Source organism: Pontibacter mangrovi (assembly GCF_006385705.1).
Classification (GTDB): domain Bacteria; phylum Bacteroidota; class Bacteroidia; order Cytophagales; family Hymenobacteraceae; genus Pontibacter; species Pontibacter mangrovi.
Genome location: NZ_VFRQ01000003.1, coordinates 75,235 through 98,002 on the forward strand (window position 1 = coordinate 75,235; position 22,768 = coordinate 98,002).

Here is a 22,768-nt window from a genome sequence, read left to right on the forward strand (position 1 = left end):
CATTTACAGCGAAACCGCCGTGCCATATTTTAAAACGCTGTATCAACCTATTATTGTTTATGCCGCTACTGCAGATTACAGAACCTGACGAGCACACACGCTTGGGCCTTTGGCAGCTGACGGAGCCGATAGAGGAACTGCGCGAGGAACTGCCCGTGCATGTGGCCGTGCAAGAAGGCCTGGAGAAGGTGCACCCAAAGCGGCAGCGGGAGTGGCTGGCCAGCCGGGTGCTGGTCTATAAAATGCTGGAGGAGTTCACCTCCCTGCCCATACAGCTCCTGCGCAACCAACTGGGCAAGCCATACTTCCCCGATTCCCGCTTTCATGTGTCCATATCGCACTCGCCGCAACTGGCGGCCGTTATACTTTCGGATAAGTATGAGGTTGGCATAGATATTGAACCTATATCCGCGAAAGCGCTGCGGGTACAGGACAAATTTTTGACCGATGGCGAGAAGAGCCATACATTGGCAAACGAGCAAAGCACTTGCCTGTACTGGAGCGCGAAGGAAACATTGTACAAACTATACAGCCGTAAACAGCTGATATTTAAGGAAAACTTGGAAATAAAGCCCACCAGCAGCCCTAACATTCTGCAAGGCCGGGTGAATACTGAAAATTTTTCTAAATTGTACCGTATTTATTTCGAAGTGCTGCACGGGCACGTGCTCACCTACTGCATAGACAAGCAACCTGATCCACATAACTAAACACCACAGACATGAAACAGTTATTCTCCCTGATCTTGGCCACCCTGCTCACCATCAGCGCCTTTGCCCAGTCTGGCGGCTACCAGGTGGGCGATAAAGTGGCGGACTTCTCCTTGCAAAGCACCGATGGCAGCAGCGTGTCGTTGAGCAACTTTGCCAGCGCCAAAACCGTGGTGCTGGTGTTTACCAACAACCAGTGCCCTTACGCCAAGCTTTACGAAAACCGCCTGGTAACGCTGGCCAGCAGCTACGGAGCAAAGGGCGTGCAGTTTGTGTTTATCAACCCTGGCGCCGCCGACCCCGGCGAAACGCTGCAGGACATGGCCAGCCGCAAATACCGCCCTTACCTGGCTGATGAAACCCAGGAAGTGAGCCGCCAGTTTGGCGCCACCAAAACCCCCGAGGTATTTGTGCTGCACAACGATGGCGGTGAGTTTACGCTAAAGTATAAAGGCGCCATAGACGATAACCCGCAACTGGAAAGCGGCGTGAAAAACTTTTACCTGAAATCAGTGATCGACGAGCTGCTTGCCAACCGTCCCGTTTCTGCCGGCGACAAGCGTGCTACTGGCTGTTTGATCAAGAAATACTAACCTGTACTTCCTATAAAGTATAAAAAAGCCGAAGCCGCTCCTGTAACAAGGAGCGGCTTCGGCTTTTTTATTGGCTTATACTTAACTCAAGTTGCGATTAACCCACTCCTGCCCCTCCGAGGAAGGGAATTACATACTCTTTTGCAAACTTCTCCTCTTGGGAGGGGCTGGGGGTGGGTTTTAGGCTGTTGGCAAGCAGTGGAACCAATCCTTGCGCATTATTCAATCGATATTGGCATTAGTTAGGCATTTAATTTACTGCCTCATCATCCGTAATGGAGTCCAGCAGCTTGGTTACTTCTGTGGCTTTTTCCAGGTCGTCCATCTTCTCGAACGAGAAGGCTAGGTTGCGCAAGGCCCGCTTCACGATGTCGAGGTTGTCGCAGGGCTCGTAGAAAATGTCCACCGGGTTTAGGTTCAGCTGCAGAATATAGTTGTCAATGTCGGCTTTGCTGAGAATGAGGCCTTTGTTGTACACGTTGATATAAAACTGCACCCCATCCATCTTATAGGTAAGTATAAACAGGTTGGGCAGGTTTACGCCATACACCGGCATGCCGAGGCGCTGCGCCAGTGTCATGTAAATCACGCAGAGCGTCAGCGGGTTGCCGCGTTTGGTCTCCAGCACCAGGTGCAGCATAGAGTTAGCCGGCGAATGGAAGTTCTTGGTATTGGCCGAAAACCGCTTCTCCCTAAACAGCACGTTGTTCAGCGCCTTTACCTGGTCGTACGGGTGCATCTCGTCCTTCATGTGCGTCCAGGCATCAAAGTATAGCTGGTCCACGGTTTTGTTGATGGTGGCAAAATCCACGTCTGGATACAAGTATGAGTTCACCAAGAACATGCCCTCCAGCAAGTTCTCCGCGCCGCCGGCCTTCCACTCCTGCAGGCGCTTGGTCAGCCCCTCAAACTGCAGGTTGTGTATCAGGTCCTCGATCTTTTTTTGCAGCTCTGTGTTGAGCGTTTCCTCCCACTCCTCCTCCAGAAAAGGGATAATCCCCTCGCCTAAATAAGCTATCTGCTTCTCTACATACGACGCCACCTCATAATCACTGTCATCCAGCAACGAGATGAGCGCCTTAATTTCTCCCTTAGTCACTATTCCTTATCAATTAGAAATTCAAAATTAGAAATTATGTACCATGCGTTTCAATCCCTCTTATAGAGGAAACCTTCATTTCTAATTTCTAATTCACAATTCGTAATTAAAATCTCACGTTTGGATCACACCCACGTTGTACGGCTTCTCGATAGGCGCGTGGTTGGCGGCCTCTATGCCCATCGAGATCACCTTGCGCGTCTCCAGCGGATCGATGATACCATCCACCCACAGGCGGGCAGCGGCATAGTATGGCGAGAGCTCCTCGTTATACTTGTTGGTGATACGCTCCAGCAGCTCCTTCTCCGCCTCAGGGGTGATCTCCTCGCCTTTGGCCTTCATGGATGACACCTGAATCTGCAGCAGCGTGTTGGCCGCAGCGGCACCGCTCATCACGGCCAGCTGCGCTGTTGGCCAGGCGTAGATCAGGCGCGGGTCGTAGGCTTTGCCGCACATGGCGTAGTTGCCGGCCCCGTAGCTGTTGCCCACGATGATGGTGAACTTCGGCACCACCGAGTTCGACATGGCGCTCACCATCTTGGCCCCGTCCTTAATAATACCGCCGTGCTCCGACTTGCTGCCCACCATAAAGCCGGACACATCCTGCAGGAACACCAGCGGGATCTTCTTCTGATTGCAGTTCATGATAAAGCGCGCGGCCTTGTCGGCAGAGTCGGAGTAGATCACGCCGCCCATCTGCATCTCACCTTTCTTGCTCTTCACGATCTTGCGCTGGTTGGCCACAATGCCCACAGACCAGCCGTCGATGCGCGCCAGTCCGCAGATCAGCGTCTGTCCGTACAGGTCTTTGTAAGGCTCAAACTCCGAGTTATCAACCATCCGCAGGATGATGTCCATCATGTCGTATGGCTTCACGCGGTCGGCTGGCAGCATGCCGTACAGCTCGCTCTGGTGGAGCTTTGGCGCGGCAGGCTCTGTGCGGTTAAAGCCGGCTTTGGGCTTTTCACCCATCTTGTCGAAGATGTTGCGGATATGGTCCAGCGCCTCTTTGTCGTCCTTGCACTTGTAATCCGTCACGCCCGAAATTTCGGAGTGTGTCGTAGCACCGCCCAACGTTTCATTGTCTATACTTTCGCCAATGGCGGATTTAACCAAGTATGAACCGGCCAGGAAAACGGAACCCGTCCCCTCCACGATCATGGCCTCATCGCTCATGATGGGTAGGTAAGCCCCTCCGGCCACGCAACTGCCCATGATGGCGGCAATCTGCACGATGCCCATCGAGCTCATCACGGCGTTGTTGCGGAAAATGCGCCCGAAGTGCTCCTTGTCCGGGAAGATCTCATCCTGCATCGGCAGGAACACGCCCGCGCTGTCCACCAGGTATACGATAGGCAGTTTGTTCTCTATGGAGATTTCCTGGGCGCGCAGGTTCTTCTTGGCCGTGATTGGGAACCAGGCGCCGGCTTTTACCGTGGCGTCATTGGCCACCACCACGCACTGGCGGCCTTTGATGTAGCCGATGCCCGTTACCACGCCGCCGCTCGGGCAGCCGCCCACTTCCTTATACATGCCTTCGCCGGCAAAAGCGCCTATCTCCAGGAACTCGCTGTCTTCGTCCAGCAGGTACTCGATGCGCTCGCGGGCGGTCATTTTACCTTTGGCGTGCTCTTTCTCAATGCGCTTCTCGCCGCCGCCCAGGTGTACTTTCTTCAGTTTTGTTTTCAGCTGGAATATCAGCTGCTTCAGCGTGTCTTCGTTCTTGTTGAATTCGATATCCATTAAGGTTTGATTAGTTTGGGTGAGTACAATGAGTACAAAATGCGAAAATCCGCTTATAAAAGCGGATTTTACAAATATACAATATTACACGGATGCTTACCGGTTTGTTTTAACACTGTCAGGCGTTGTTACCTGACCTACTGTATCGTTCTCTGGAACTGGCACATACACTGTGTCCGGCACCGTGCGGAATTCCTCGGGGTGCTGCTCCTGCAGTTCCTTCACCTCGTCCAGAGTAATCACGCGGCCTGTCTCGTCCACTTTATACTTGTCTTTGCGGCCAAACACCGAGAAGCTCACGTAGCGCTTCGGATATGCCTGAATGTCGCGCAGCAGTAGGTCTAAGGCGGCGGTGGAGCGGTTCAGGTTTTCGTACAGCTGCTCGTCGTTCATCAGCTTTCCGATAGAGCCTTGGTTAGAGTTAAGCTTTGTAGCCGCCGACTCCAGCTCCTGTACCGCTTGGTTGGCATTGCGCACCAGGGCGTTTATTTCCGTCTCCTTCAGGGTGTCGGTAATTTCGGCCATGTTCAGCGCCAGCCTGTCTATATGGCGCTGCGTCTGCTTCAGCGAGCGGGTAAGTTCGCTCACATTTTGGGTGATCTCGTTCACATTCTCCTGGTTGGCGCGCAGCAGGTCGTTCAGGGCAGCGGTGGTTTTATTCGTGTTGGCAAGTATGGCCTGTAGGTTCCCCTTTGCCTCGCTGTCCAGCAGGCGGTTTACCCGGGCCAGCGTGGTGTCAACCTTATCAATTATCGGCACCGTTTTGGTCGAGATCATTTCCGTAATGCTGCTCTGCATAAACGGTATCAGGGTTTCGCCGCCGTTATACTGATTGGTGCTATTGCCCAGGAAAAGCGTAATAGCCTTACTGCCCAAAAGGTCGGAGTTGCCGAGCGCCGCTATGGTAGAGTCGCCTACCTGCAGGTCTTCCCTCACCTCCAGCTCCACCTGTATCTTGTTTTCCTTCTCCGTCATCAAGCGCAGCCTCTGCACCGAGCCCACCTGCACCCCGTTCAGAATCACAGGGTTGGATACGGCCAGACCGTCCACGTTGTCATATACAACATAATAGCGGCGTGTGCTGGAGAAAAGATCGGACCCTTTCAGGAACATGAATCCGAAGTATAGAATAATAAGCGCGACAATGCCAAGCAGTGCGACTTTAATTTCCTTTGATATCTTCACGTAGGGGTGTGCTTAGTTCATAGCCTCCAGCTCTTGCTTATACTCTTTGAAGGCCCTGTATATACCTGATGCAATATACGATTGCCCGGTCTTATCGTTAAGAAATTTTTCTTCGGTAGGGTTTGTCAAGAAGCCGCACTCAATCAGCACGCTGGGCATGTATGATTTCCAGAGCACCAGGAAGCCCGCCTGCTTCACGCCGCGGCTCTTGCGCCCAGCCCGGGTGCTGAACTCGCGCTCTATCTTCTCAGCGAAGCGCAGGCTGTTGTCTATGTACGCGCTTTGGTGCAGGGCAAACAGAATGTGGCTCTGCGGGGAGTTAGGGTCAAAACCGTTATAGTTGGCTTCGTAGTTCTCTTCGTGCAGGATTACGGAGTTCTCGCGCTTGGCCACCTCCAGGTTACCTTTGGAAGTATGCAAACCCATGGTATAGGTTTCGGTGCCATACGCGGCCGAGGGGCCAGCATTCAGGTGGATGGAAATGAATAGATCCGCGTTGTTCTTGTTCGCAATTCCGGCCCGGTCTATCAGTTCCACGAACTTATCCTCGGTGCGGGTGTAAACCACTTTCACGTCGGGCACGTTCTTCTCTATCAGACCGCCAACCTGCTTGGCTATATCCAGCGCTACAATCGCCTCATGAGAAAATTTACCGTTACACCCCACATCCTTTCCCCCGTGACCGGCATCAATCACGACAGTACGCAACTTGTACTCTTTCTTAAAATTAAGCGTATTGGAGGAGCACAGCAGAAAAACAAAAGCCAGAATTGATACAGTAACAATATTTTTCACAACGCTCGTTAGTTAAAAGCTAAAACAATAACTTTGTACAAATTAAGTAAACTTTTAGGGAACTCTGAAGAAGTTGCGCCACTACGTTTTCATTTTTTTACTACTGCTGCAGTCTGCCATTCTCAGCGCTCCGCTGGCTCACGCCCAGCGAGGGCTTAAGCGTGCCACAACTGCCGCCCAGCAAGACACTCCTACGGTAGCATCGCAAGATACGGCTCTTGTTGCCGGCCAGGACTCGGTGAGCCTGGCTGCGCCCCAAGGCGATATCGCCACCACTATCAAATACTCTGCCAGAGACTCCATGCGGTTTGAGGTAGGCAACAAGGTGGTGCACCTCTACGGCGACGCCAAGATCGACTACGGCGACATGAAGCTGGAGGCCGCCTACATCCAGATCAACTACGAGACCAATACCCTTACCGCCACCACCCTCCCTGACTCTACGGGCAAAGACACAGGAACGCCGGTATTTACGCAGGGCCCGGAAACGTACGCCGCCAAGCGCATCGCCTACAACTATAAAACCAAACGTGGCCGCATTTCTGAAGTAGTAACGCAGCAAGGCGAGGGATACATACATTCGGAGGTAGTAAAACGCAACGAAAGCAACGAGTTCTTCGGCCTCCACAACAAGTATACGACCTGTAACCTGGAGCACCCGCACTTCTACATCAACGCCGGGAAGATAAAGGCCATACCTAACGACAAGGTGATGGCCGGGCCGTTTAACCTCGTGATCGGTGATATTCCCACGCCACTGGGCTTCTTGTTCGGCCTGTTCCCCACGCCAAAGGCGAAGCGCGCCTCCGGCGTAATTGTGCCCAGCTACGGCGAGAACACCAGGGGCTTCTTCCTAAACAACGGCGGCTACTACTTTGCCTGGAACGACTACATGGGCACCCGCTTAACGGGAGACATTTACTCGCTGGGTGGCTGGAATGCCGAGGTTAGCACCGATTACGTGAAGCGCTACGCCTACCGCGGCAACTTCCGGTTTACCTACGACAACTTTAAAAATGACGAGGCTGATGTTATAGGAGGCGCCCGGACTACCGACAACGCCTTTAGCCAGCTGCCTTCATCCAGACGCACCTTTTGGATCTACTGGACCCACAACCCGGTTACCAAGCCCGGCCGTGGCTCGTTTAGCGCCAGCGTGAACGCCGGTAGCGCACTGCACCAGCGCCTGAACTATAATGGTTCTACCCAATATCTGTCGCCAACGTTCAACTCCTACGTATCATACCAGAAAACTGTGCCTAACTCGCCTTTCAGCTATACTATAAAGGCTAGCCAGGGCCAGAGTACGCAGACGGGCAACATGAACTTTGTGCTGCCAGACCTTAACTTCAGCATGTCGCAGGTGTCGTTGGCGGAGCTTTTCTCCGATGCACCCAGCACCAACAAGTGGTACGAAAAATTCACGCTGACTTACAATGTGCGTGCTTCCAATACTGTCTCTAACCTGCAGCCAGCCCGCACCCGCTCCGACTTCCCGCTGCTGGAGGCGGCCCCGGCAGATACCATCGACATTAACTTTGACAACCTGCAGCGCCTGTGGGAGAGCGGCGAAAAGCAGGCATCGCACGCCTTTGGCATAGGCCTGGGCAACTATAAAGTGCTCCGGTTCTTTAACTTTAGCCCAAACGTAAGCTACAGCGAAACCTGGCTGGATGAGAAGTATAGTTTCCGCTTCAACCCAGACTCCCAGCGCGTAGACATCGATACCACCAATTTTGGGCGCGTGTACCAGTACAGCGCCGGCGCCAGCCTAAACACGACCATTTATGGTACCGTGAATTTTAAGGAAGGCAAAAAAGTAGAGGCCATCCGCCACCTGGTAAGGCCAAGCATCAGCTACAGCTACCGCCCGGACTTCGGGGACGAGCGTTTCGGGTTTTACCAACGCACCCTGATAGGCGCCGACCCAAACACAAACGAGGCTATTTACCAGGATCTGGGGCGCTTCCGGGCCGGCTTACCTTCCAGAGGGCTCAGCTCCGCCCTTAGCTTTAGCCTAGACAATAGCCTGGAGATGAAAGTGAAGGCAAAAAGCGACACAGCAGAGGCCAAGTCAGAAAAGGTAAGCCTCATTGATAACCTTCGCCTATCGTCCAGCTACGACTTTGCCCGCGATACGTTAAGGCTAGCGCCGATACGGATCTCACTGAACACGAAGCTGTTCAAGTTCATCAACATGAGCTTTAACTCTACCCTGGACCCGTATGAGAAAGACACGCTGGGGCGCTCAATTGACAAATACTACTTCGACTTTACCAAAGGCAAGCTGGGCCGCATCAGCAGCGCCGGCCTTATCCTGACAGCTAGTTTAACGCCAGAAGCGTTCAGGACCGACGAGCCCGCGCCAGCCAATCTGCCGTCGCTGGAGCGGGAACCTTTTGACCCGCTGATGCCGGAGTATGTAGACTTTAAGATTCCGTGGACGCTGAACCTGAACTACTCCATGAGTTACAATCGCTCGTTTGGCCTTAGGGGCGACAGAAGGCTGACGCAGACCATGGCGCTAGACGGCTCCCTGAACATAACCGAGAAGTGGAAGGTAACTTACAATGCCACCTACGACATCTCAAACCAAAACATTTCTTACGCCAACGTGCAGATTTACCGCGACCTGCACTGCTGGGACATGAGCATCGGGTGGGTGCCGTTTGGCATGCTGCGCGGCTACAACCTCACCATCAACGCCCGCTCCGCCCTGCTGCAAGACCTGAAACTCACCAAACGCAGCAACACCGGATATAACTACTAACACAGAACAGCCACATCAAAAGGTGGCTGTTTTTGTTTTTAGATTTTATAGCTTTACATCTAAAACAACAGCAAGCTATGTCTGTACATAAAAACGATATAAAGAAGGTTACTACGCACCAGTTGCAGAACATGAAAGAGCGCGGCGAGAAGATCTCCATGCTAACTGCCTACGATTACTCCATGGCCACCATTCTGGATGCCGCCGGGGTAGACGTGCTGCTGGTAGGCGATTCGGCCTCTAATGTGATGGCGGGCCATGAGACTACCTTGCCGATTACGCTGGACCAGATGATCTACCACGCCTCCTCGGTAGTGCGTGGCGTAAACCGCGCCTTTGTGGTGGTGGACCTGCCTTTTGGCTCGTACCAGGGCAACTCATCCGAGGCTTTGCGTTCTACTATCCGCATCATGAAAGAATCCGGTGCGCATGGCATAAAGCTGGAGGGCGGTGCCGAGATCAAAGAGTCTATCACACGCATACTTAGCGCGGGTGTGCCGGTAATGGGGCACTTGGGCCTTACGCCGCAGTCGATCTATAAATTTGGCACCTACACCGTTAGGGCCAAAGAGGAAGCCGAGGCACAGAAACTTATGGAAGACGCACTGCTGCTGCAAGAGCTGGGTTGTTTTTCTATAGTACTGGAGAAGATCCCGTCGGAGCTGGCAAAACGCGTGGCCGAGCAACTGCAGATACCTGTCATAGGCATTGGCGCCGGTCCGCACGTAGACGGGCAGGTGCTGGTAGTGCACGACATGCTGGGCATCAACAAAGAGTTTAAGCCCCGTTTCCTGCGCCGCTACGCCGACCTGCACAGCATCATGACCGACGCCGTTCAGAACTATGTGCAGGACGTGAAAAGCAAGGATTTCCCGAACGAGAAAGAAGCCTACTAAAGGAGTTATGAGTTCCGAATGATGCATAGGCAGAAAATAAACTCATAACTCGGAACCAGGAACTCGAAATTCATAACTCCATGCTAGACGTACTTTTTGAGGATAACCATGTGCTGGTGGTAAACAAGCCTGCCGGCCTGCTGGTGCACGGCGACGAGACCGGCGACGTGACGCTGGCGGACCTGGCGAAAGAGTACATCCGGGAGAAGTATAACAAGCCGGGCAATGTGTTTGTGGGCGTGGTGCACCGCCTCGACAGGCCGGTGAGCGGTGTGGTGCTGCTGGCCAAAACCTCCAAAGCCCTCACCCGCCTGAACGAGCTTTTTCGGAGCAAGAAAACGGTGAAGACCTATTGGGCAGTGGTGCAGAACCGCCCTAAACAGGAACAGGGGAACCTGGTGCACTGGCTCGTGAAAGACAGCTCCCGCAATGTAACCAAAGCCTTTGCCAAGGAGAACGCTGCCGGCTCCCGCTCCGAGCTAAATTACAGGCTGCTGAGCGTGCAACAAGGGAAATATCTGCTGGAGGTAAACCCCATCACCGGCAGGCCGCACCAGATACGGGTGCAACTCTCCTCCATGCACTGCCCTATACTTGGCGACCTGAAGTATGGCGCCGCCCAGCCCCTGCCCGATAAAAGTATAGCCCTGCACGCGCGGCGGCTGCAGTTTACGCACCCCACGCTCAAAACGCAGATCACCGTTAGCGCACCTCCTCCGGCCGCCCCCGTTTGGGCTCCGTTCAGGCAACTGGCTTAACACGAGCTGCTAAGCAAAACATGATATTTGTCATTTTCTGAACTTTTACCCTCTCAATACTATTTTACTTTTAAATTCGTGTTGTAGCTTTGCGTATGGCAAGGCGTGTCTTTCGCACGGATTCTGCCGCACAAAAAGCATCAAACCATCTTATACTGATACATTAATGGCCATACTTATCTTTTTTGTGGTGCACTGGTACCTGTCGCTGTTCGTGCAGACCTTTTACCTGCACCGCTACGCAGCACACAAAATGTTTACCATGAACCCGTTCTGGGAGAAGGCATTTTACCTGCTCACCTACATTGCACAGGGCTCCTCGTTCCTGTCGCCGCGGGCTTATGCCATCCTGCACCGCATGCACCACGCCTTCTCCGACACGGAGCGCGACCCGCACTCGCCGCATTTCTCCAACAACGCCTTCACGATGATGTGGAAGACGAAGGAGATCTATAACAACGTGCTGAACAACCGCGTGGAGCCGGAGCGCCGCTTTGAGGGCAACTATCCGGTGTGGCCGCTGCTGGAAAGAATCGGTGACTCCTACTTCTCCCGCATTGGCTGGGGTGTAGCTTATGTGCTGTTTTACATCGCCTTTGCCACGCAGTGGTGGATGTTCCTGTTGTTGCCAATCCATTTCCTGATGGGACCGGTGCACGGCGCCATCGTGAACTGGAGCGGGCACAAGTATGGCTACCAGAACTTCGATAACAACGACAAATCCAGAAACTCGCTTTTCTTCGACTTTCTGACAGGCGGTGAGCTGTTCCAGAACAACCACCACAAGCTGCCTAACCGCGTGAACTTCGGCGTGAAGTGGTGGGAAGTGGACCCTACCTGGCCGGTAATCTGGACGCTGGACAAGCTGAGCATCATTAAGCTGAAGCCCGTGAAGGTGAAAGCCGCCAAGCCTCAAAGAGTGAAAGCAAGCGCTTAACTATACTTGAAAGCCCTCCCCGCAACGGAGGGCTTTTTCTATACTTTATACTTAGCGCTAAACCTCAGAGGATTAATAAATAACAGAGGGCTGTAGATAATCAGAAATTATTTCCTTAATTTTGCGGTTCTAAACAGGCGGACGGGTTCCGCCGACTGAAAAAACACATTATAAAATGGCAGTAAAAATCAGACTGGCCCGCAGAGGCCGCAAGAAAGCCGCTATCTACGATATCGTAGTAGCCGACGCTCGAGCACCACGTGATGGTAAATTCATCGAGAAACTGGGTACTTACAACCCAAATTCTAACCCCGCTTTCATCGACTTCAACGAAGATAAGGCATTCCAGTGGGTTATGAACGGTGCGCAGCCGACTGACACCGTAAAAGCAATGCTTTCTTACAGAGGCATCCTGTTCAAGAAGCACCTGCAGGTAGGTGTTATCAAAGGAGCCATCTCTCAGGAAACTGCTGACCAGCGTTTTAACGAGTGGAAAGAAGCGAAAGACGCGAAGATCGAAGAGAAACGCCAGAAGCTGGGTTCTGAGAAAGAAACTAAGCGTGCTGCTGCTCTGGAGGCTGAGCGTAAAGTAAACGAGGCCCGTGCTGAGGCTATCCGCCAGCGTGAGGCTGAGAAAGCTGCCGCTAACGCTCCTGCTGCTGAAGAGGCTACTGAGGCCCCTGCAGAAGGCGCCGAAGGCGAAGCTACTGAAGAGCAAGCATAATTTAGTGTGCCATGCATGTTGATGAATGCTTTCTGTTAGGCTATATCGTCAAGACCCATGGCACCAAGGGGCAGGTAGTCGCGTTTTTTGACGTAGACTATCCCGAAGATTATGAAGATCTGGAATCAGTTTTCCTTGAGCAAAAAGGAAGACTGATTCCTTTTTTTATAACCTCCATGGAGCCGGTGCAGAAAGGGCGCTTTATAGTTAAGTTCGAGGATATCGAGACGATTGAGCAGGCCGAGGCACTGCGCAACACTTCCATCTACCTGCCGCTCGACGAGTTGCCGGAGCTGGAGGAAGGCCAGTTCTACTTCCACGACGTGATCGGTTACCAGGTGGTGGACGAGCAGCACGGTGCGCTGGGCACGGTAAAAGAGTTCTACGACCTGCCGCAGCAGCAGCTCATGGTAATGGACTACCTGGACCAGGAAATGCTGGTGCCAGTAATGGATGAGATCTTCCTACGTGCCGACCACGAGGCCAAACACCTGCACGTTAGCTTGCCGGAGGGCCTGCTGGAAGTATACACGCAGCCATCCAGCCCTGACGACGAGGACGAAGAGATAGAGGAGAAAGAGTAATGCGCTTCGACATTATTACGTGCCAGCCCGACCTGCTGGAGAGCCCCTTCAGCCACTCTATTCTGAAGCGGGCGCAGCAAAAAGGATTGGTGGAGATACACATCCACGACCTGCGACAGTATGCCGTTAACAAGCATGGCCAGATAGACGACTATGCCTTTGGCGGCGGTGCGGGCATGGTGATGATGATCGAGCCGATCGACAAGTGCATTTCGGAGCTGCAGGCCGCGCGGAAGTATGATGCCATCATCTACATGACGCCGGACGGGCAGACGCTGAACCAACGCATCGTGAACCAGTTCTCGCTGATGGAGAACGTGATCATACTTTGCGGCCACTACAAAGGCGTGGATGAGCGCGTGCGGCAGCATTACGTCACGCACGAGATCAGCATCGGGGATTACGTGCTATCAGGTGGCGAACTGGGCGCAGCGGTGCTGGCAGACGCCATTATCCGCATCATCCCGGGTGTGCTGAACGACGAGACCTCTGCCCTGACAGACTCTTTCCAGGATGGTTTGCTGGCCCCGCCAGTGTATACCCGCCCGGCAGAGTATAAAGGCCTGAAGGTGCCGGACATCCTGATGTCGGGCGACACGCCCAAAATTGAGCAGTGGCGTTTTGAGCAGGCCGTGGAGCGCACCAGGCAGCGCCGCCCCGACCTATTTGAAGAGTAAAGCGGCAGTAGCTGCTTAAAAAGAACTAAAATGCCCCATAGGTAAAAATTCGCTGTGGTGGCCGCCAAAAACTATATTTTTTTTCTGCAAATGTTCTTATGTAATAAATATTTACATATCTTTGCAGTCCGAAATTTGAAGAAGATACTTTAAGAGAACATAGCCATCATGAGCGAACTAATTAAATTCATTGAGCAGGAATCTACTGACAAGCGCGCCTCTTTCCCAACTTTCCAGGCGGGTGATACTATAAACGTACACGTTAGAATCCGTGAGGGTAACAAAGAGCGTGTTCAGCAATTCCAAGGCGTTGTGATTCAGCGTAAGAACGTGAACACAAACGGTGAGACGTTCACAGTAAGAAAAGTATCTAACCAGATTGGCCTTGAGCGTATCTTCCCTCTTCTTTCTCCTGCCATCGAGAAAATCGACCTGGTGAGAAGAGGTAGAGTAAGAAGAGCCAGACTGTACTACCTGAGAGGTCTGCAGGGTAAAGCTGCTCGTATCAAGGAAAGAAGATAAGCGAACCTGTTTTCATAAGTTTTCCATAGTTTTAGTGAAAAAGGAGCCGATAACCTCGGCTCCTTTTTTTGTGCCTATACTTGTGTTTCTGGCCTTAGTTTATACTTTACCCTGCCGCCGCCGCTTCTTATCTTTACTGAAATAACTATAGTACCCTACCCTGTTATGAAAAACCACTTGCTATACTTGCTGCTGTTACTCTTTTTAGCCTCCTGCAAAACTGACTACAGCGAACTGCCGACTTACACAGCCAGCAAGCAGCTGCGGGCCATTGTGGAAACCCCGGCGGGCAATACGCTGAAGCTTGTGTATGACGAGCAGAAGAAGGAATTTGTGCCTGACCTGGATGCGGGTCTGGAGCGGGAAATAGGCTTTCTGCCCTACCCCGGCAATTTCGGTTTTATACCTTCCACGGAGATAAATAAGAGCGGGCAAGGCTTAGAGGTACTCGTGCTATCGGACCGGGAGGAGCCGGGCACTGAACTGGAGGTGACACCGGTTGCCCTGATGCAGTTGGAGAGCAATGGCACCCTGCGGCATGTTGTAGTGGCCGTGCCCGCACGCCCCAGCGAGCGCCACATAGACGCCACCACCTACGAAGCCTTTAGCACAGAATATCCAGGCGCCAAAGCCATACTTCAAATTTGGTTCTCTAACTACAACAAATCGGCTGGTTGGCAATTTGTGGGCTGGCGCGATGAAAATTTCGCTGAAAAAGAGATACAGCGCTGGATGAAGCTATAGCGACACGTACCATCTGGCTCTCCTTCTTACAGTTAGTGCAATACTTTTTATCTTGCATTTACGAAGCAGCATGTAACTTATAGTCTGTAACAAAGGTAAAGGCACGTATTAATTTAATGTTCTTTACCATCTAGTTTACAGTTATGAAGAAAACTTTATTGACAGCAACGGCGCTAGCCTTTGCTCTGAGCACAGCTATGGCTCAAAACAACCAGACTGCTGTGCAGCAAAACGGCTTGCGGAACGCTGCGTCAGTTTCACAGCAAGGCAGCGATAACGCCGTACTTATACAGCAAGCTGATAGTTACAGCAACCCCTACTACCATACACAAGATAACCAAGCCAGTGTTAGCCAAGTTGGCGATAGAAATAACGCACGGTTAAGCCAGTCTACTTATTCTGAACGCAACACAGCAACTATTTTGCAGCATGGCGATGACAACACCGCCTTTCAGGTTCAGGTGCCATTTGCCAAGGATAATGTCGCGCACATAGAACAGTATGGCACAAACAACCAGGCTTCTCAGCGGCAGAATGAGGTGAATGAAAGTATGGCAAGCATTTACCAGGCTGGGTCTAATAACAGTGCAGAGCAGTCACAGGTCTTCCTTCATGACAACATTGCCGACATCTACCAGCAAGGCAACGGAAACATGGCTGAGCAGGCACAAAACGGCTTCCACAATGTTGCTAGCGCCACGCAAACTGGCGACAACAACACAGCTGTCCAGTGGCAGCGAACAGGCGACCTAGAGGCAACCATAGTGCAGACAGGCTCCGGCAACAGCCATGAACAAGACCAAATGACCAGGAGCGTACGAAACACCGCCACAGCCATAGCAGTCGGCGACAACAACTATGGTTACCAGACGCAGGTGGGTAGCGACAATACTTCCGAAATTTATCAGGTAGGGGATTACAATTCAGCTTCCTCCGTACAGAACGCCGGCACTTGGTTCCTCGACGGCAACCACTCTAACCTGACGGTGCAGACCGGCAACTACAACATGGCCGAAACCACGCAACTAGGCAATGCCGGCGGTGCTATCAGCACCATCGACCAGAGTGGCGATTACAATACCGCTACTGTAGTTCAGTACTCTATAAGACGCTAAATTACTTCTAAAAGCAAAGGCAGCGTGTACAGCTGCCTTTGCTTTTATACTTTCCAAAACTACTGGACCGGGCATCATGAGGGGGAACTTTACTTTACCTCCAGCAGTTTAGCCCGCACCACGTCTACCGCCTTTTTCATTTCCTGCACCCGCTGGCGGCTCAGTTCCTGCTTTTGCAGGTTTACCTCCACATCCTGCTCCAGCTGCTTCAGTTCCTCAGCGTTCCGCACCAGTTCTGCTTCCAACTCCTTGCGGCGCTGCTTGTTGCGTTCTATACTTTGCTGCAGGCTGTTGGCTTCCTTCACCACGCGGTCCTGCTCGTTTTTTGTGGCTTGCAGCACATCCTCTGCCTCATTTATCTGCCGAAACACATCGTCGCGGTACAGTTTATAGCCAAAGCTTTTCAGGAAGCGCTCTGCAGCGGCATACGCTTCCGGGGTGGCGGTTTTGCTCAGGTAATCGGTGCCCAGGTCCAGCGTCCACCATACATTGCTGCCTGTCGCGTTGCTGCTGACGGTAGAGCGCACCAGCATAGGCTGCTGGGAGATGCTGTCGAGCTCGGCTCCTTCTACCGTTATCACACCTTTAGAAACCCGCACCCGGCCCGCATACTCGCCCAGGTAATCCTTCCACGAGCGCTCCACTGTCTTTGGGTCCAGTTGCACCGACAGCTGCTGCCCTCGCCGCTGCACCCCGTTCAGTTCCTGCTCCACTTCCTTTACCTGCACTGTCTGCGCCTGGCACACGCCGGCCACTGCCACCATCAAAAAGGCAAGTATAAATTTCCTCATACATCTGTTGTTTCTGGTACTGCGATAGGTATCATCTGATACACGAAGTTAAAGAATAGCCACAGAAACAGCACGGGCAAAACGAATTAATTTAGCCCTTAATTGGTTTGGGAATCGAGCTGGCTACGCTAACTTTGCAAACTTATGGCACTTGCAGTCAGGGCCGGAATGGGCTGGGGCTAAACTTTACCACACAATAGCTGTTTAAAACACTATGAAAGTAACTGTTTGCCGAAAGGAGCACTTTAATGCCGCACATAGGTTGCACAACCCTGCCTGGACGGAGGAGCGCAACAAGGCTGTGTTTGGCCTGTGCAACAACCCCAACTACCACGGCCATAACTATGAGCTGATCGTGAAGCTGACGGGCCCCGTAGATGCTGACACGGGCTACGTGTACGACATGAAGCGGCTAAGCGACCTGGTAAAGGAAGAAGTGGTGAACAAGTTCGACCATAAAAACCTGAACCTGGATACCGAGGAGTTCCGGGACCTAAACCCAACCGCCGAAAACATAGCGGCGGTGATCTGGAACAAACTGCGCCCAAGAATCAGCCCTGACTATGCGTTAGCTGTAACACTTTATGAAACAGAAAGAAACTTTGTGGAATATAATGGATAACCACGACCTGGAGAAAGAAGAGGAGATGGACGACCATGTGATGAGCTCTCTGGAGACACCACTGCGCCCCGACGCCTTTGCGCTTTCTGACGACGAAAAGATTGCCATCATTGAGGGGCACTTCCGCGAGATCATGCACACGCTGGGGCTGGACCTGAAAGACGACAGCCTGAAAGGCACGCCTCACCGTGTGGCCAAGATGTACGTGAAAGAAATCTTTAGCGGCCTGCACCCGGACAACAAGCCGCACGCACGCCGCTTCGAGAACAAGTATAAGTATAACAAAATGCTGGTGGAGCGCGACATTACCGTGTACTCTTCCTGCGAGCACCACTTTGTTCCGATCATCGGCAAGGCACACGTCGCCTACATCCCGAACGAGCATGTTATTGGCCTCTCTAAGCTGAACCGCATTGTGCAGTACTACGCGCGCCGCCCGCAGGTGCAGGAGCGCATGACCATGCAGATAGCAAACGAGCTGAAGCAGGCGCTGCAGACTGAAGATGTGGCAGTGCTGATAGAGGCCGACCACCTGTGCGTGATGAGCCGCGGCGTGAACGACGTGAGCAGCAGCACGGTAACTGCCGAGTACTCTGGCCTGTTTGAGCAGGAAGGCTACCGCACCGAGTTTCTGGGACATATCCGCACGGGCACAAAAGGCTAAAAGGCCCGCTCCGGACTTTGCGCATCCTCCTATTAAATATAAATAAACTTAAATATACCTTTATTGCGTATAAGCAAACTTAGTTTGCCACTAAATACAAGCGTATGCCAGGAAAAATACTTATCACAGGAGGTTCAGGCTTAATAGGAATGCGTTTATCGGAGATGCTGATAGACCACGGGTACGAGGTGGCGCACCTGAGCCGCAATCCAGACAAGGTATCTACCTACAAAACCTTTAAGTGGGATGTAAAGGAAGGCTACATTGATGAGAACGCCATTAACTACGCCGACTACATCGTGAACCTGGCAGGCGCCAGCGTAGCCGCTGAGAAGTGGACCGAGGAGCGCAAGAAGGAAATTCTGCAAAGCCGCATCAGGAGCATCAGCCTGCTTCATAAGGCCCTCAGCGGCGCCGAGCACCACGTAAAAGGCTTTATCTCCGCCTCCGCCATCGGCATCTACGGCGACTCCGGCGATCAGCTCATGTCTGAAGAGAGCACCTACGGCGATGATTTTCTGGCGGAAGTATGCAAGGCCTGGGAGGATGCGGCATGGCAAATGCACAGCCTGAACCTGCGCACTGTTATTTTCCGGTTAGGCATTGTGTTGAGTGTGAAGGGAGGGGCCTTGCCGCAGATGGCCAAGCCTGTTAAAATGATGGCTGGCGCACCGCTGGGCTCTGGCAAGCAGTACATGTCCTGGGTGCATATCGATGACGCCTGCCGCCTGTTTATCCGGGCCATTGAGGATGCCCGGCTGGAAGGTGTTTACAATGCCGTGGCCCCGCACCCGGTTACGAATAAAGAATTTACAAGAGAACTGGCTGAAGTGATGAACAAGCCGCTGGTGCTCCCTAAGGTACCGGCATTTGCCATTAACCTGATGATGGGCGAAATGAGCGACGTGGTGCTGGCCAGCCAGCGGGTAAGCGCTAACAAGGTGCTGCAAACAGGCTTTACCTACGAGTATAACTACCTGCAGGACGCCTTGGAATCGTTTTACGAGGAAGAGGAGGATTGACCTATTGCGCCGGGCAAGGCAGTAGAAAACTATACTTCCGTAAGCTATACTTCAGCCATCACCGCTGCAGCATCAACACATTTTAATTACTCCGCCAGATACCTCTCTTTAAGCCTGCTGATAAGCTCGTCGGTAGGCATAGCTTCTGCGGCAAACGCTGTCAACGGCTCCCGTACGTTCGGGTACTCATCCACAAACTCCAGGTCCTCTATTTCTTCCAGGCCAAACACCCTCATTATCTGCACAAAAGCCTCTTTGTCTGTCCCCCAGAACTTAACATACTTGGCATCAGCTATGATTATCTCCACCAGCTTTGCCTCGTCGTTGTACGTAAGGCCTACCTCGATATAAGTATCCTGAACAATCTCTCTGCTGAATTCGGCTAAGCCGGTGAGCAGCTCGTGTTTGTTGAGCGCTTCGCTATAGTGCAGCTCTTCTCCTTCGTAGCCAAAAATCAAGGAAGCTGTTTCGGGCAGTTCTCCCGACAGGCTATGCAGAAGATGCCAAAGCCTAGAGTTGTCAATGCTGATCTCAGCATAAAAACTGAAGGGTATCTGCTCTGTTGCCTCGTCCTCTTTGTTGTCCAGCAGCTTATACCCCTGCACAATCTTGGCGTGCCTAATATTCTGCAGGCTCTCCGTTACAGAAGCATCCGTTGGCACCTCGTCGGCTCTGGGCAACCTGATGGTAGGCGGTAACTCTATCATTGTCTTTAAGTTATCTACAGCAAATCTCCAAAATTCAGCATCTCCAACACGGAGTCGAGCTGGGTAGAGTCTGGCAGTGCCGGCTGTTTTGGCAGCACTGTCGTGCAGTTATACTCTTTACTGATCTTTACGGTTGGCTTCGGGAACGGCCCCAAGGTATAGCCCAGCTCCGGGTCCTGATAAATGCGCTCCATGTACAGGCCAAAAACCGGCAGCGCTGTCTTAGAGCCTTCGCCTAGCTGCGAGGTGCGGAAGTGGATGCTGCGGTCCTCGCCGCCTACCCACACGCCTGTCACCAGATCCTTGGTCACGCCCATGTACCAGCCGTCGGAGTGGTTAGAGGTGGTGCCTGTTTTGCCGCCTATTTGGTTGCCTTTCTTCCAGAGGTCATACTCCCACAGGGCCTGCGAGGTACCTCCCGGCTCTTCCATGCCGCCTTTCAGCATGTGCATCATCAGGAAAGCGGTTTCCTCGCTCAGCACCTTCTTCTGCTTAGGCGTGAACTGGTGCAGCAGGTTGCCGTTGCGGTCTTCTATGCGGGTGATGAACATGGGATCAGTGTGGAAGCCGTGGTTGGGGAACGTGCTGTAGGCGCCCACCATCTCAAAGATAGAGACATCGCTCGGCCCCAGGCCAATAGAAGGCACCGACTCCAACGGACTCTCAATGCCCAGCTTATGCGCATACTTCACCACCGTTTCCCAGCCGATGCGCTCTGTCAGCTGCGCCGTAACCGAGTTCACGGATTTTCCCATCCCCCGGCGTAGCGTCATGGGGGCGCCGGTATACTCCCAATCCGCGTTGGTCGGCGACCAGCTCTTCTTCTCCCCTTTCTCCACGTAGTTTATCGTCACGCGGTGGTCCACGATCTTGTCGCAGGGCGAGTAGCCGTTGTCGATGGCGGCCACGTACACAAAGGGCTTAAAGGTAGAGCCCGGCTGGCGGCGCGCCTGTTTCACGTGGTCATACTTAAAGTACTTAAAGTTGATGCCGCCCACCCAGGCCTTGATGTGCCCCGTGAAAGGATCCATGGTCATCATGCCGCCGTGCAGGAAGTGCTTGTAGTAGGCCAGCGAGTCCAGCGGGCTCATCGTCACGGTCTTCTCCAGCGAGTCGTTCTCCCAGGTAAACACCTTCATCTCGCGCGGGCGGTTCAGTTCTTTGTTAATGGCGGCGGTGTCGTCGCCATACTTCTTCTTGAGGCGGCGGTAGTAGGCAGTACGCTTGATGGTCTCTTCTATGAAGCCCGGAATCTCCTTGTCCTTCTCATCGACCCAAGGGTTCCTGCCCTTCCAGTGGCTGTCGAAGCGGCGTTGCAGTTTGCGCATGTGCTCTTCCATAGCGGCCTCGGCGTGCGCCTGCATCCTGGAGTCGATGGTGGTGTATACTTTCAGGCCGTCGCGGTACAGGTCGTAGCCATTCTCCTTGCACCACTCCTGCAGGTAATCGGCCACGGCGCCCCTGAAGTAGGTAGCGGGGCCGTCGTAGTGGTTCTCCACGTTGTAGTCCAGCACCAACGGCAATTGGCTCAGCGAGTCGGCCTCGGCCTTTTCCAAGTAGCCATACTTTACCATCTGCCCCAGCACCGTGTTGCGGCGGCGGGTAGAATTTTTAGGGTTAAAGCGCGGGCTGTAATAGGTCGGGGCTTTCAGCAGGCCCACCAGCACGGCCGCCTGCTCTACTTTCATACTATCCGGCGAGGTATTGAAAAACGTTTTGGAGGCCACCTTGATGCCGAAGGAGTTGGACCCGAAGTCCACCGTGTTCAGGTACATCGTCAGGATTTCCTCTTTGGTATAGCGCTGCTCCAGCTTAATGGCCGTGAGCCACTCTTTTGTTTTGGAGATTACCAGGTCGAGGACAGGAATGTGGCCCAGCACGCCTTTGGAGTCGTCGGTGCGGGTTTTATACAAGTTTTTGGCCAGCTGCTGCGTAATGGTGCTTGCGCCGCGCGCCTCACCTTTAAAACTGCCGTACACCGCCGACAGGATGGCTTGCGGGTCTATGCCGGCATGCTCGTAAAAACGTACGTCTTCGGTAGCGATAAGGGCCTGCACCAGCTCCGGCGCCAGCTTTTTGTAGGTCACGGGGCTGCGGTTCTCCCGAAAATACTTCCCGATCAGCTTTCCATCGGCCGTGTACAGCTCCGAGGCCTGGTCAGAGCGCGGGTTCTCCAGGCGGTCGAGGCTGGGAGAGGCCCCGAACAGGTACAGCACGTTGTGCTCCACGCTCAGCAGGTACGCCACGACCACGGCTATTCCCAGGAAAAACGCTTTCCATACAAAGCTAATCACCTTTTGGGGTATGGAGGATGAGGTTTTAGGCTCTTCTACTTTCTCTTTTGGCATTGCTATGAAACAGAGGCTCCCCTTGTTAAATTCCCTATTTGGTTCAGGTAAAACAGTTGCAAAGATACCTTTTGTACCTCAAAGCAAGGAGTGTTGCCCGGATTACTTTGTAAATAAAGTTGAAACGCTACTACTTTCACGGAGGCTGGCTATATTTGTTCCGGATGAGTTAAAGTTTTAGACGGACGCGCAGATGCAATTCACTATACAACAGGCTTTTGAAAAGCTGATTGGCTTACCGCTTACCAAGGCAACGCGAAAAGAGGCGGTACAGTATTTCCATTTTGGCCACACCCACTACACCACCCCGCAGGGCCTTGTGCTGGATGTAGGCGAACTGACCCTGGCCGTGAACTGCCCCTGGGAGCTGCAGCTTGGGGAAGGCGGCATGATCAAACACAGCGAAGTGTACATCCGCAAGCGCGAGGCAGGCTTGCCTACCCCCGTGTGGGACTGGAAAAAGCCCGGCTCCAGCATGCTGGACCAGCGCCTGATGCAGCTGGTGAACGACAACCCGAACCTGGTGGTGGAGCGGGCAGAGCAGCCGGACAGCCTGGGGCTGATGCTATACTTTAGCGACGGCTCCGTGCTTTCGGTGATGCCAGACCCTGCCACGCCAGCCGAAGAGTACTGGCAGCTGTTCAGCAACACAGGCGAGGAGCTACGCGTGGGCGTAGGCGAGCACGGCCTGCTGTAAATTTTATACTTTAATGCGTAGGCGCAAGTATAAACCAACTGCTTTTATACTTGCGCCTTTGCTTT

23 protein-coding genes are annotated in these 22,768 nt (G+C 53.0%); 16 read left to right on the forward strand and 7 right to left on the reverse strand.

What is annotated here, in order from left to right; genetic code table 11:
* The first annotated feature begins 59 nt into the window (after positions 1–59).
* Complete coding sequence (locus FJM65_RS06460) at positions 60–710, forward strand: 4'-phosphopantetheinyl transferase family protein (RefSeq protein ID WP_140620703.1); 651 nt, start codon at positions 60–62, stop codon at positions 708–710.
* A gap of 11 nt (positions 711–721) precedes the next feature.
* Complete coding sequence (locus FJM65_RS06465) at positions 722–1,303, forward strand: thioredoxin family protein (RefSeq protein ID WP_140620704.1); 582 nt, start codon at positions 722–724, stop codon at positions 1,301–1,303.
* A gap of 250 nt (positions 1,304–1,553) precedes the next feature.
* On the opposite strand, the gene FJM65_RS06470 is transcribed toward FJM65_RS06465, so the two are convergent.
* The 4 genes from FJM65_RS06470 to FJM65_RS06485 all read right to left on the reverse strand — a co-directional run bounded on the left by FJM65_RS06470 (position 1,554) and on the right by FJM65_RS06485 (position 6,125).
* Positions 1,554–2,402 (reverse strand): transglutaminase-like domain-containing protein, encoded by an 849-nt coding sequence (locus FJM65_RS06470; protein WP_140620705.1) that lies wholly within the window; start codon positions 2,400–2,402, stop codon positions 1,554–1,556.
* A gap of 114 nt (positions 2,403–2,516) precedes the next feature.
* Positions 2,517–4,145, reverse strand: coding sequence for an acyl-CoA carboxylase subunit beta (locus FJM65_RS06475; protein ID WP_140620706.1), 1,629 nt, complete (start codon positions 4,143–4,145; stop codon positions 2,517–2,519).
* Between the two features lie 96 nt (positions 4,146–4,241).
* A complete protein-coding gene (locus FJM65_RS06480; RefSeq protein ID WP_140620707.1) occupies positions 4,242–5,330 on the reverse strand; it encodes an MlaD family protein in 1,089 nt (362 codons plus the stop codon).
* A 12-nt stretch (positions 5,331–5,342) separates the two neighbouring features.
* Entirely contained in the window at positions 5,343–6,125 is a 783-nt protein-coding gene (locus FJM65_RS06485; protein WP_140620708.1) for an N-acetylmuramoyl-L-alanine amidase family protein, read from the reverse strand.
* 73 nt (positions 6,126–6,198) lie between these two features.
* Between FJM65_RS06485 and FJM65_RS06490 the strand changes: the two genes are divergently transcribed.
* The 10 genes from FJM65_RS06490 to FJM65_RS06535 all read left to right on the forward strand — a co-directional run bounded on the left by FJM65_RS06490 (position 6,199) and on the right by FJM65_RS06535 (position 15,852).
* A complete protein-coding gene (locus FJM65_RS06490) occupies positions 6,199–8,895 on the forward strand; it encodes a putative LPS assembly protein LptD (protein ID WP_140620709.1) in 2,697 nt (898 codons plus the stop codon).
* A gap of 77 nt (positions 8,896–8,972) precedes the next feature.
* Positions 8,973–9,791 (forward strand): 3-methyl-2-oxobutanoate hydroxymethyltransferase, encoded by an 819-nt coding sequence (panB, locus tag FJM65_RS06495; RefSeq protein WP_140620710.1) that lies wholly within the window; start codon positions 8,973–8,975, stop codon positions 9,789–9,791.
* An 80-nt stretch (positions 9,792–9,871) separates the two neighbouring features.
* Positions 9,872–10,549, forward strand: a complete 678-nt coding sequence (locus tag FJM65_RS06500; protein ID WP_140620711.1) for an RluA family pseudouridine synthase — start codon at positions 9,872–9,874, stop codon at positions 10,547–10,549.
* Positions 10,550–10,715: 166 nt separating this feature from the next.
* Positions 10,716–11,486 (forward strand): acyl-CoA desaturase, encoded by a 771-nt coding sequence (locus FJM65_RS06505; protein ID WP_140620712.1) that lies wholly within the window; start codon positions 10,716–10,718, stop codon positions 11,484–11,486.
* A 175-nt stretch (positions 11,487–11,661) separates the two neighbouring features.
* Positions 11,662–12,210: a 30S ribosomal protein S16 gene (locus FJM65_RS06510; protein WP_140620713.1), complete on the forward strand. Its 549-nt coding sequence runs from the start codon at positions 11,662–11,664 to the stop codon at positions 12,208–12,210.
* Between the two features lie 11 nt (positions 12,211–12,221).
* A complete protein-coding gene (gene rimM / locus FJM65_RS06515; RefSeq protein ID WP_140620714.1) occupies positions 12,222–12,794 on the forward strand; it encodes a ribosome maturation factor RimM in 573 nt (190 codons plus the stop codon).
* Positions 12,794–13,471, forward strand: coding sequence for a tRNA (guanosine(37)-N1)-methyltransferase TrmD (gene trmD, locus FJM65_RS06520; RefSeq protein ID WP_140620715.1), 678 nt, complete (start codon positions 12,794–12,796; stop codon positions 13,469–13,471). The genes rimM and trmD overlap by 1 nt, the downstream gene beginning before the upstream one ends.
* 168 nt (positions 13,472–13,639) lie before the next feature.
* Positions 13,640–13,993: a 50S ribosomal protein L19 gene (rplS, locus tag FJM65_RS06525; protein ID WP_140620716.1), complete on the forward strand. Its 354-nt coding sequence runs from the start codon at positions 13,640–13,642 to the stop codon at positions 13,991–13,993.
* A 165-nt stretch (positions 13,994–14,158) separates the two neighbouring features.
* Positions 14,159–14,737 (forward strand): inorganic diphosphatase, encoded by a 579-nt coding sequence (locus FJM65_RS06530; protein WP_140620717.1) that lies wholly within the window; start codon positions 14,159–14,161, stop codon positions 14,735–14,737.
* 143 nt (positions 14,738–14,880) lie between these two features.
* Positions 14,881–15,852 carry a hypothetical protein gene (locus tag FJM65_RS06535; protein ID WP_140620718.1) on the forward strand — a complete coding sequence of 324 codons (972 nt, stop codon included), beginning with the start codon at positions 14,881–14,883 and terminating at the stop codon, positions 15,850–15,852.
* Positions 15,853–15,941: 89 nt separating this feature from the next.
* On the opposite strand, the gene FJM65_RS06540 is transcribed toward FJM65_RS06535, so the two are convergent.
* The gene (locus FJM65_RS06540; RefSeq protein WP_239022856.1) at positions 15,942–16,643 is read right to left on the reverse strand and encodes a coiled-coil domain-containing protein; all 702 of its coding nucleotides are present in this window, start codon (positions 16,641–16,643) and stop codon (positions 15,942–15,944) included.
* 214 nt (positions 16,644–16,857) lie between these two features.
* Here FJM65_RS06540 and FJM65_RS06545 point away from each other — a divergent pair, with 214 nt between their 5' ends.
* From FJM65_RS06545 to FJM65_RS06555, 3 genes are all read left to right on the forward strand, one after another.
* A complete protein-coding gene (locus FJM65_RS06545; RefSeq protein ID WP_140620719.1) occupies positions 16,858–17,265 on the forward strand; it encodes a 6-pyruvoyl trahydropterin synthase family protein in 408 nt (135 codons plus the stop codon).
* The gene (gene folE, locus FJM65_RS06550) at positions 17,228–17,929 is read left to right on the forward strand and encodes a GTP cyclohydrolase I FolE (protein WP_181163656.1); all 702 of its coding nucleotides are present in this window, start codon (positions 17,228–17,230) and stop codon (positions 17,927–17,929) included. Before FJM65_RS06545 ends, folE begins: the two co-directional genes overlap by 38 nt.
* A 104-nt stretch (positions 17,930–18,033) precedes the next feature.
* Entirely contained in the window at positions 18,034–18,951 is a 918-nt protein-coding gene (locus FJM65_RS06555; RefSeq protein WP_140620720.1) for a TIGR01777 family oxidoreductase, read from the forward strand.
* 86 nt (positions 18,952–19,037) lie between these two features.
* On the opposite strand, the gene FJM65_RS06560 is transcribed toward FJM65_RS06555, so the two are convergent.
* Together FJM65_RS06560 and FJM65_RS06565 are read right to left on the reverse strand one after the other, a co-directional pair.
* A complete protein-coding gene (locus FJM65_RS06560) occupies positions 19,038–19,658 on the reverse strand; it encodes a hypothetical protein (RefSeq protein ID WP_140620721.1) in 621 nt (206 codons plus the stop codon).
* A gap of 14 nt (positions 19,659–19,672) precedes the next feature.
* Positions 19,673–22,006, reverse strand: a complete 2,334-nt coding sequence (locus FJM65_RS06565) for a penicillin-binding protein 1A (protein WP_140620722.1) — start codon at positions 22,004–22,006, stop codon at positions 19,673–19,675.
* Positions 22,007–22,199: 193 nt separating this feature from the next.
* Here FJM65_RS06565 and FJM65_RS06570 point away from each other — a divergent pair, with 193 nt between their 5' ends.
* Complete coding sequence (locus FJM65_RS06570) at positions 22,200–22,703, forward strand: hypothetical protein (RefSeq protein ID WP_140620723.1); 504 nt, start codon at positions 22,200–22,202, stop codon at positions 22,701–22,703.
* Positions 22,704–22,768 lie beyond the last annotated feature (65 nt).

What these genes read in the sequence shown, in the direction of transcription:
- FJM65_RS06460 (WP_140620703.1), top strand. Translation starts at nt 60, where the DNA reads ATGCCGCTACTGCAGATTACAGAACCTGACGAGCACACACGCTTGGGC.
- FJM65_RS06465 (WP_140620704.1), top strand. Translation starts at nt 722, where the DNA reads ATGAAACAGTTATTCTCCCTGATCTTGGCCACCCTGCTCACCATCAGC.
- FJM65_RS06475 (WP_140620706.1), bottom strand. Translation starts at nt 4,145, where the DNA reads ATGGATATCGAATTCAACAAGAACGAAGACACGCTGAAGCAGCTGATA.
- panB (WP_140620710.1), top strand. Translation starts at nt 8,973, where the DNA reads ATGTCTGTACATAAAAACGATATAAAGAAGGTTACTACGCACCAGTTG.
- FJM65_RS06500 (WP_140620711.1), top strand. Translation starts at nt 9,872, where the DNA reads ATGCTAGACGTACTTTTTGAGGATAACCATGTGCTGGTGGTAAACAAG.
- FJM65_RS06505 (WP_140620712.1), top strand. Translation starts at nt 10,716, where the DNA reads ATGGCCATACTTATCTTTTTTGTGGTGCACTGGTACCTGTCGCTGTTC.
- FJM65_RS06510 (WP_140620713.1), top strand. Translation starts at nt 11,662, where the DNA reads ATGGCAGTAAAAATCAGACTGGCCCGCAGAGGCCGCAAGAAAGCCGCT.
- rimM (WP_140620714.1), top strand. Translation starts at nt 12,222, where the DNA reads ATGCATGTTGATGAATGCTTTCTGTTAGGCTATATCGTCAAGACCCAT.
- trmD (WP_140620715.1), top strand. Translation starts at nt 12,794, where the DNA reads ATGCGCTTCGACATTATTACGTGCCAGCCCGACCTGCTGGAGAGCCCC.
- rplS (WP_140620716.1), top strand. Translation starts at nt 13,640, where the DNA reads ATGAGCGAACTAATTAAATTCATTGAGCAGGAATCTACTGACAAGCGC.
- FJM65_RS06530 (WP_140620717.1), top strand. Translation starts at nt 14,159, where the DNA reads ATGAAAAACCACTTGCTATACTTGCTGCTGTTACTCTTTTTAGCCTCC.
- FJM65_RS06535 (WP_140620718.1), top strand. Translation starts at nt 14,881, where the DNA reads ATGAAGAAAACTTTATTGACAGCAACGGCGCTAGCCTTTGCTCTGAGC.
- FJM65_RS06540 (WP_239022856.1), bottom strand. Translation starts at nt 16,643, where the DNA reads ATGAGGAAATTTATACTTGCCTTTTTGATGGTGGCAGTGGCCGGCGTG.
- FJM65_RS06545 (WP_140620719.1), top strand. Translation starts at nt 16,858, where the DNA reads ATGAAAGTAACTGTTTGCCGAAAGGAGCACTTTAATGCCGCACATAGG.
- folE (WP_181163656.1), top strand. Translation starts at nt 17,228, where the DNA reads ATGAAACAGAAAGAAACTTTGTGGAATATAATGGATAACCACGACCTG.
- FJM65_RS06555 (WP_140620720.1), top strand. Translation starts at nt 18,034, where the DNA reads ATGCCAGGAAAAATACTTATCACAGGAGGTTCAGGCTTAATAGGAATG.
- FJM65_RS06560 (WP_140620721.1), bottom strand. Translation starts at nt 19,658, where the DNA reads ATGATAGAGTTACCGCCTACCATCAGGTTGCCCAGAGCCGACGAGGTG.
- FJM65_RS06565 (WP_140620722.1), bottom strand. Translation starts at nt 22,006, where the DNA reads ATGCCAAAAGAGAAAGTAGAAGAGCCTAAAACCTCATCCTCCATACCC.
- FJM65_RS06570 (WP_140620723.1), top strand. Translation starts at nt 22,200, where the DNA reads ATGCAATTCACTATACAACAGGCTTTTGAAAAGCTGATTGGCTTACCG.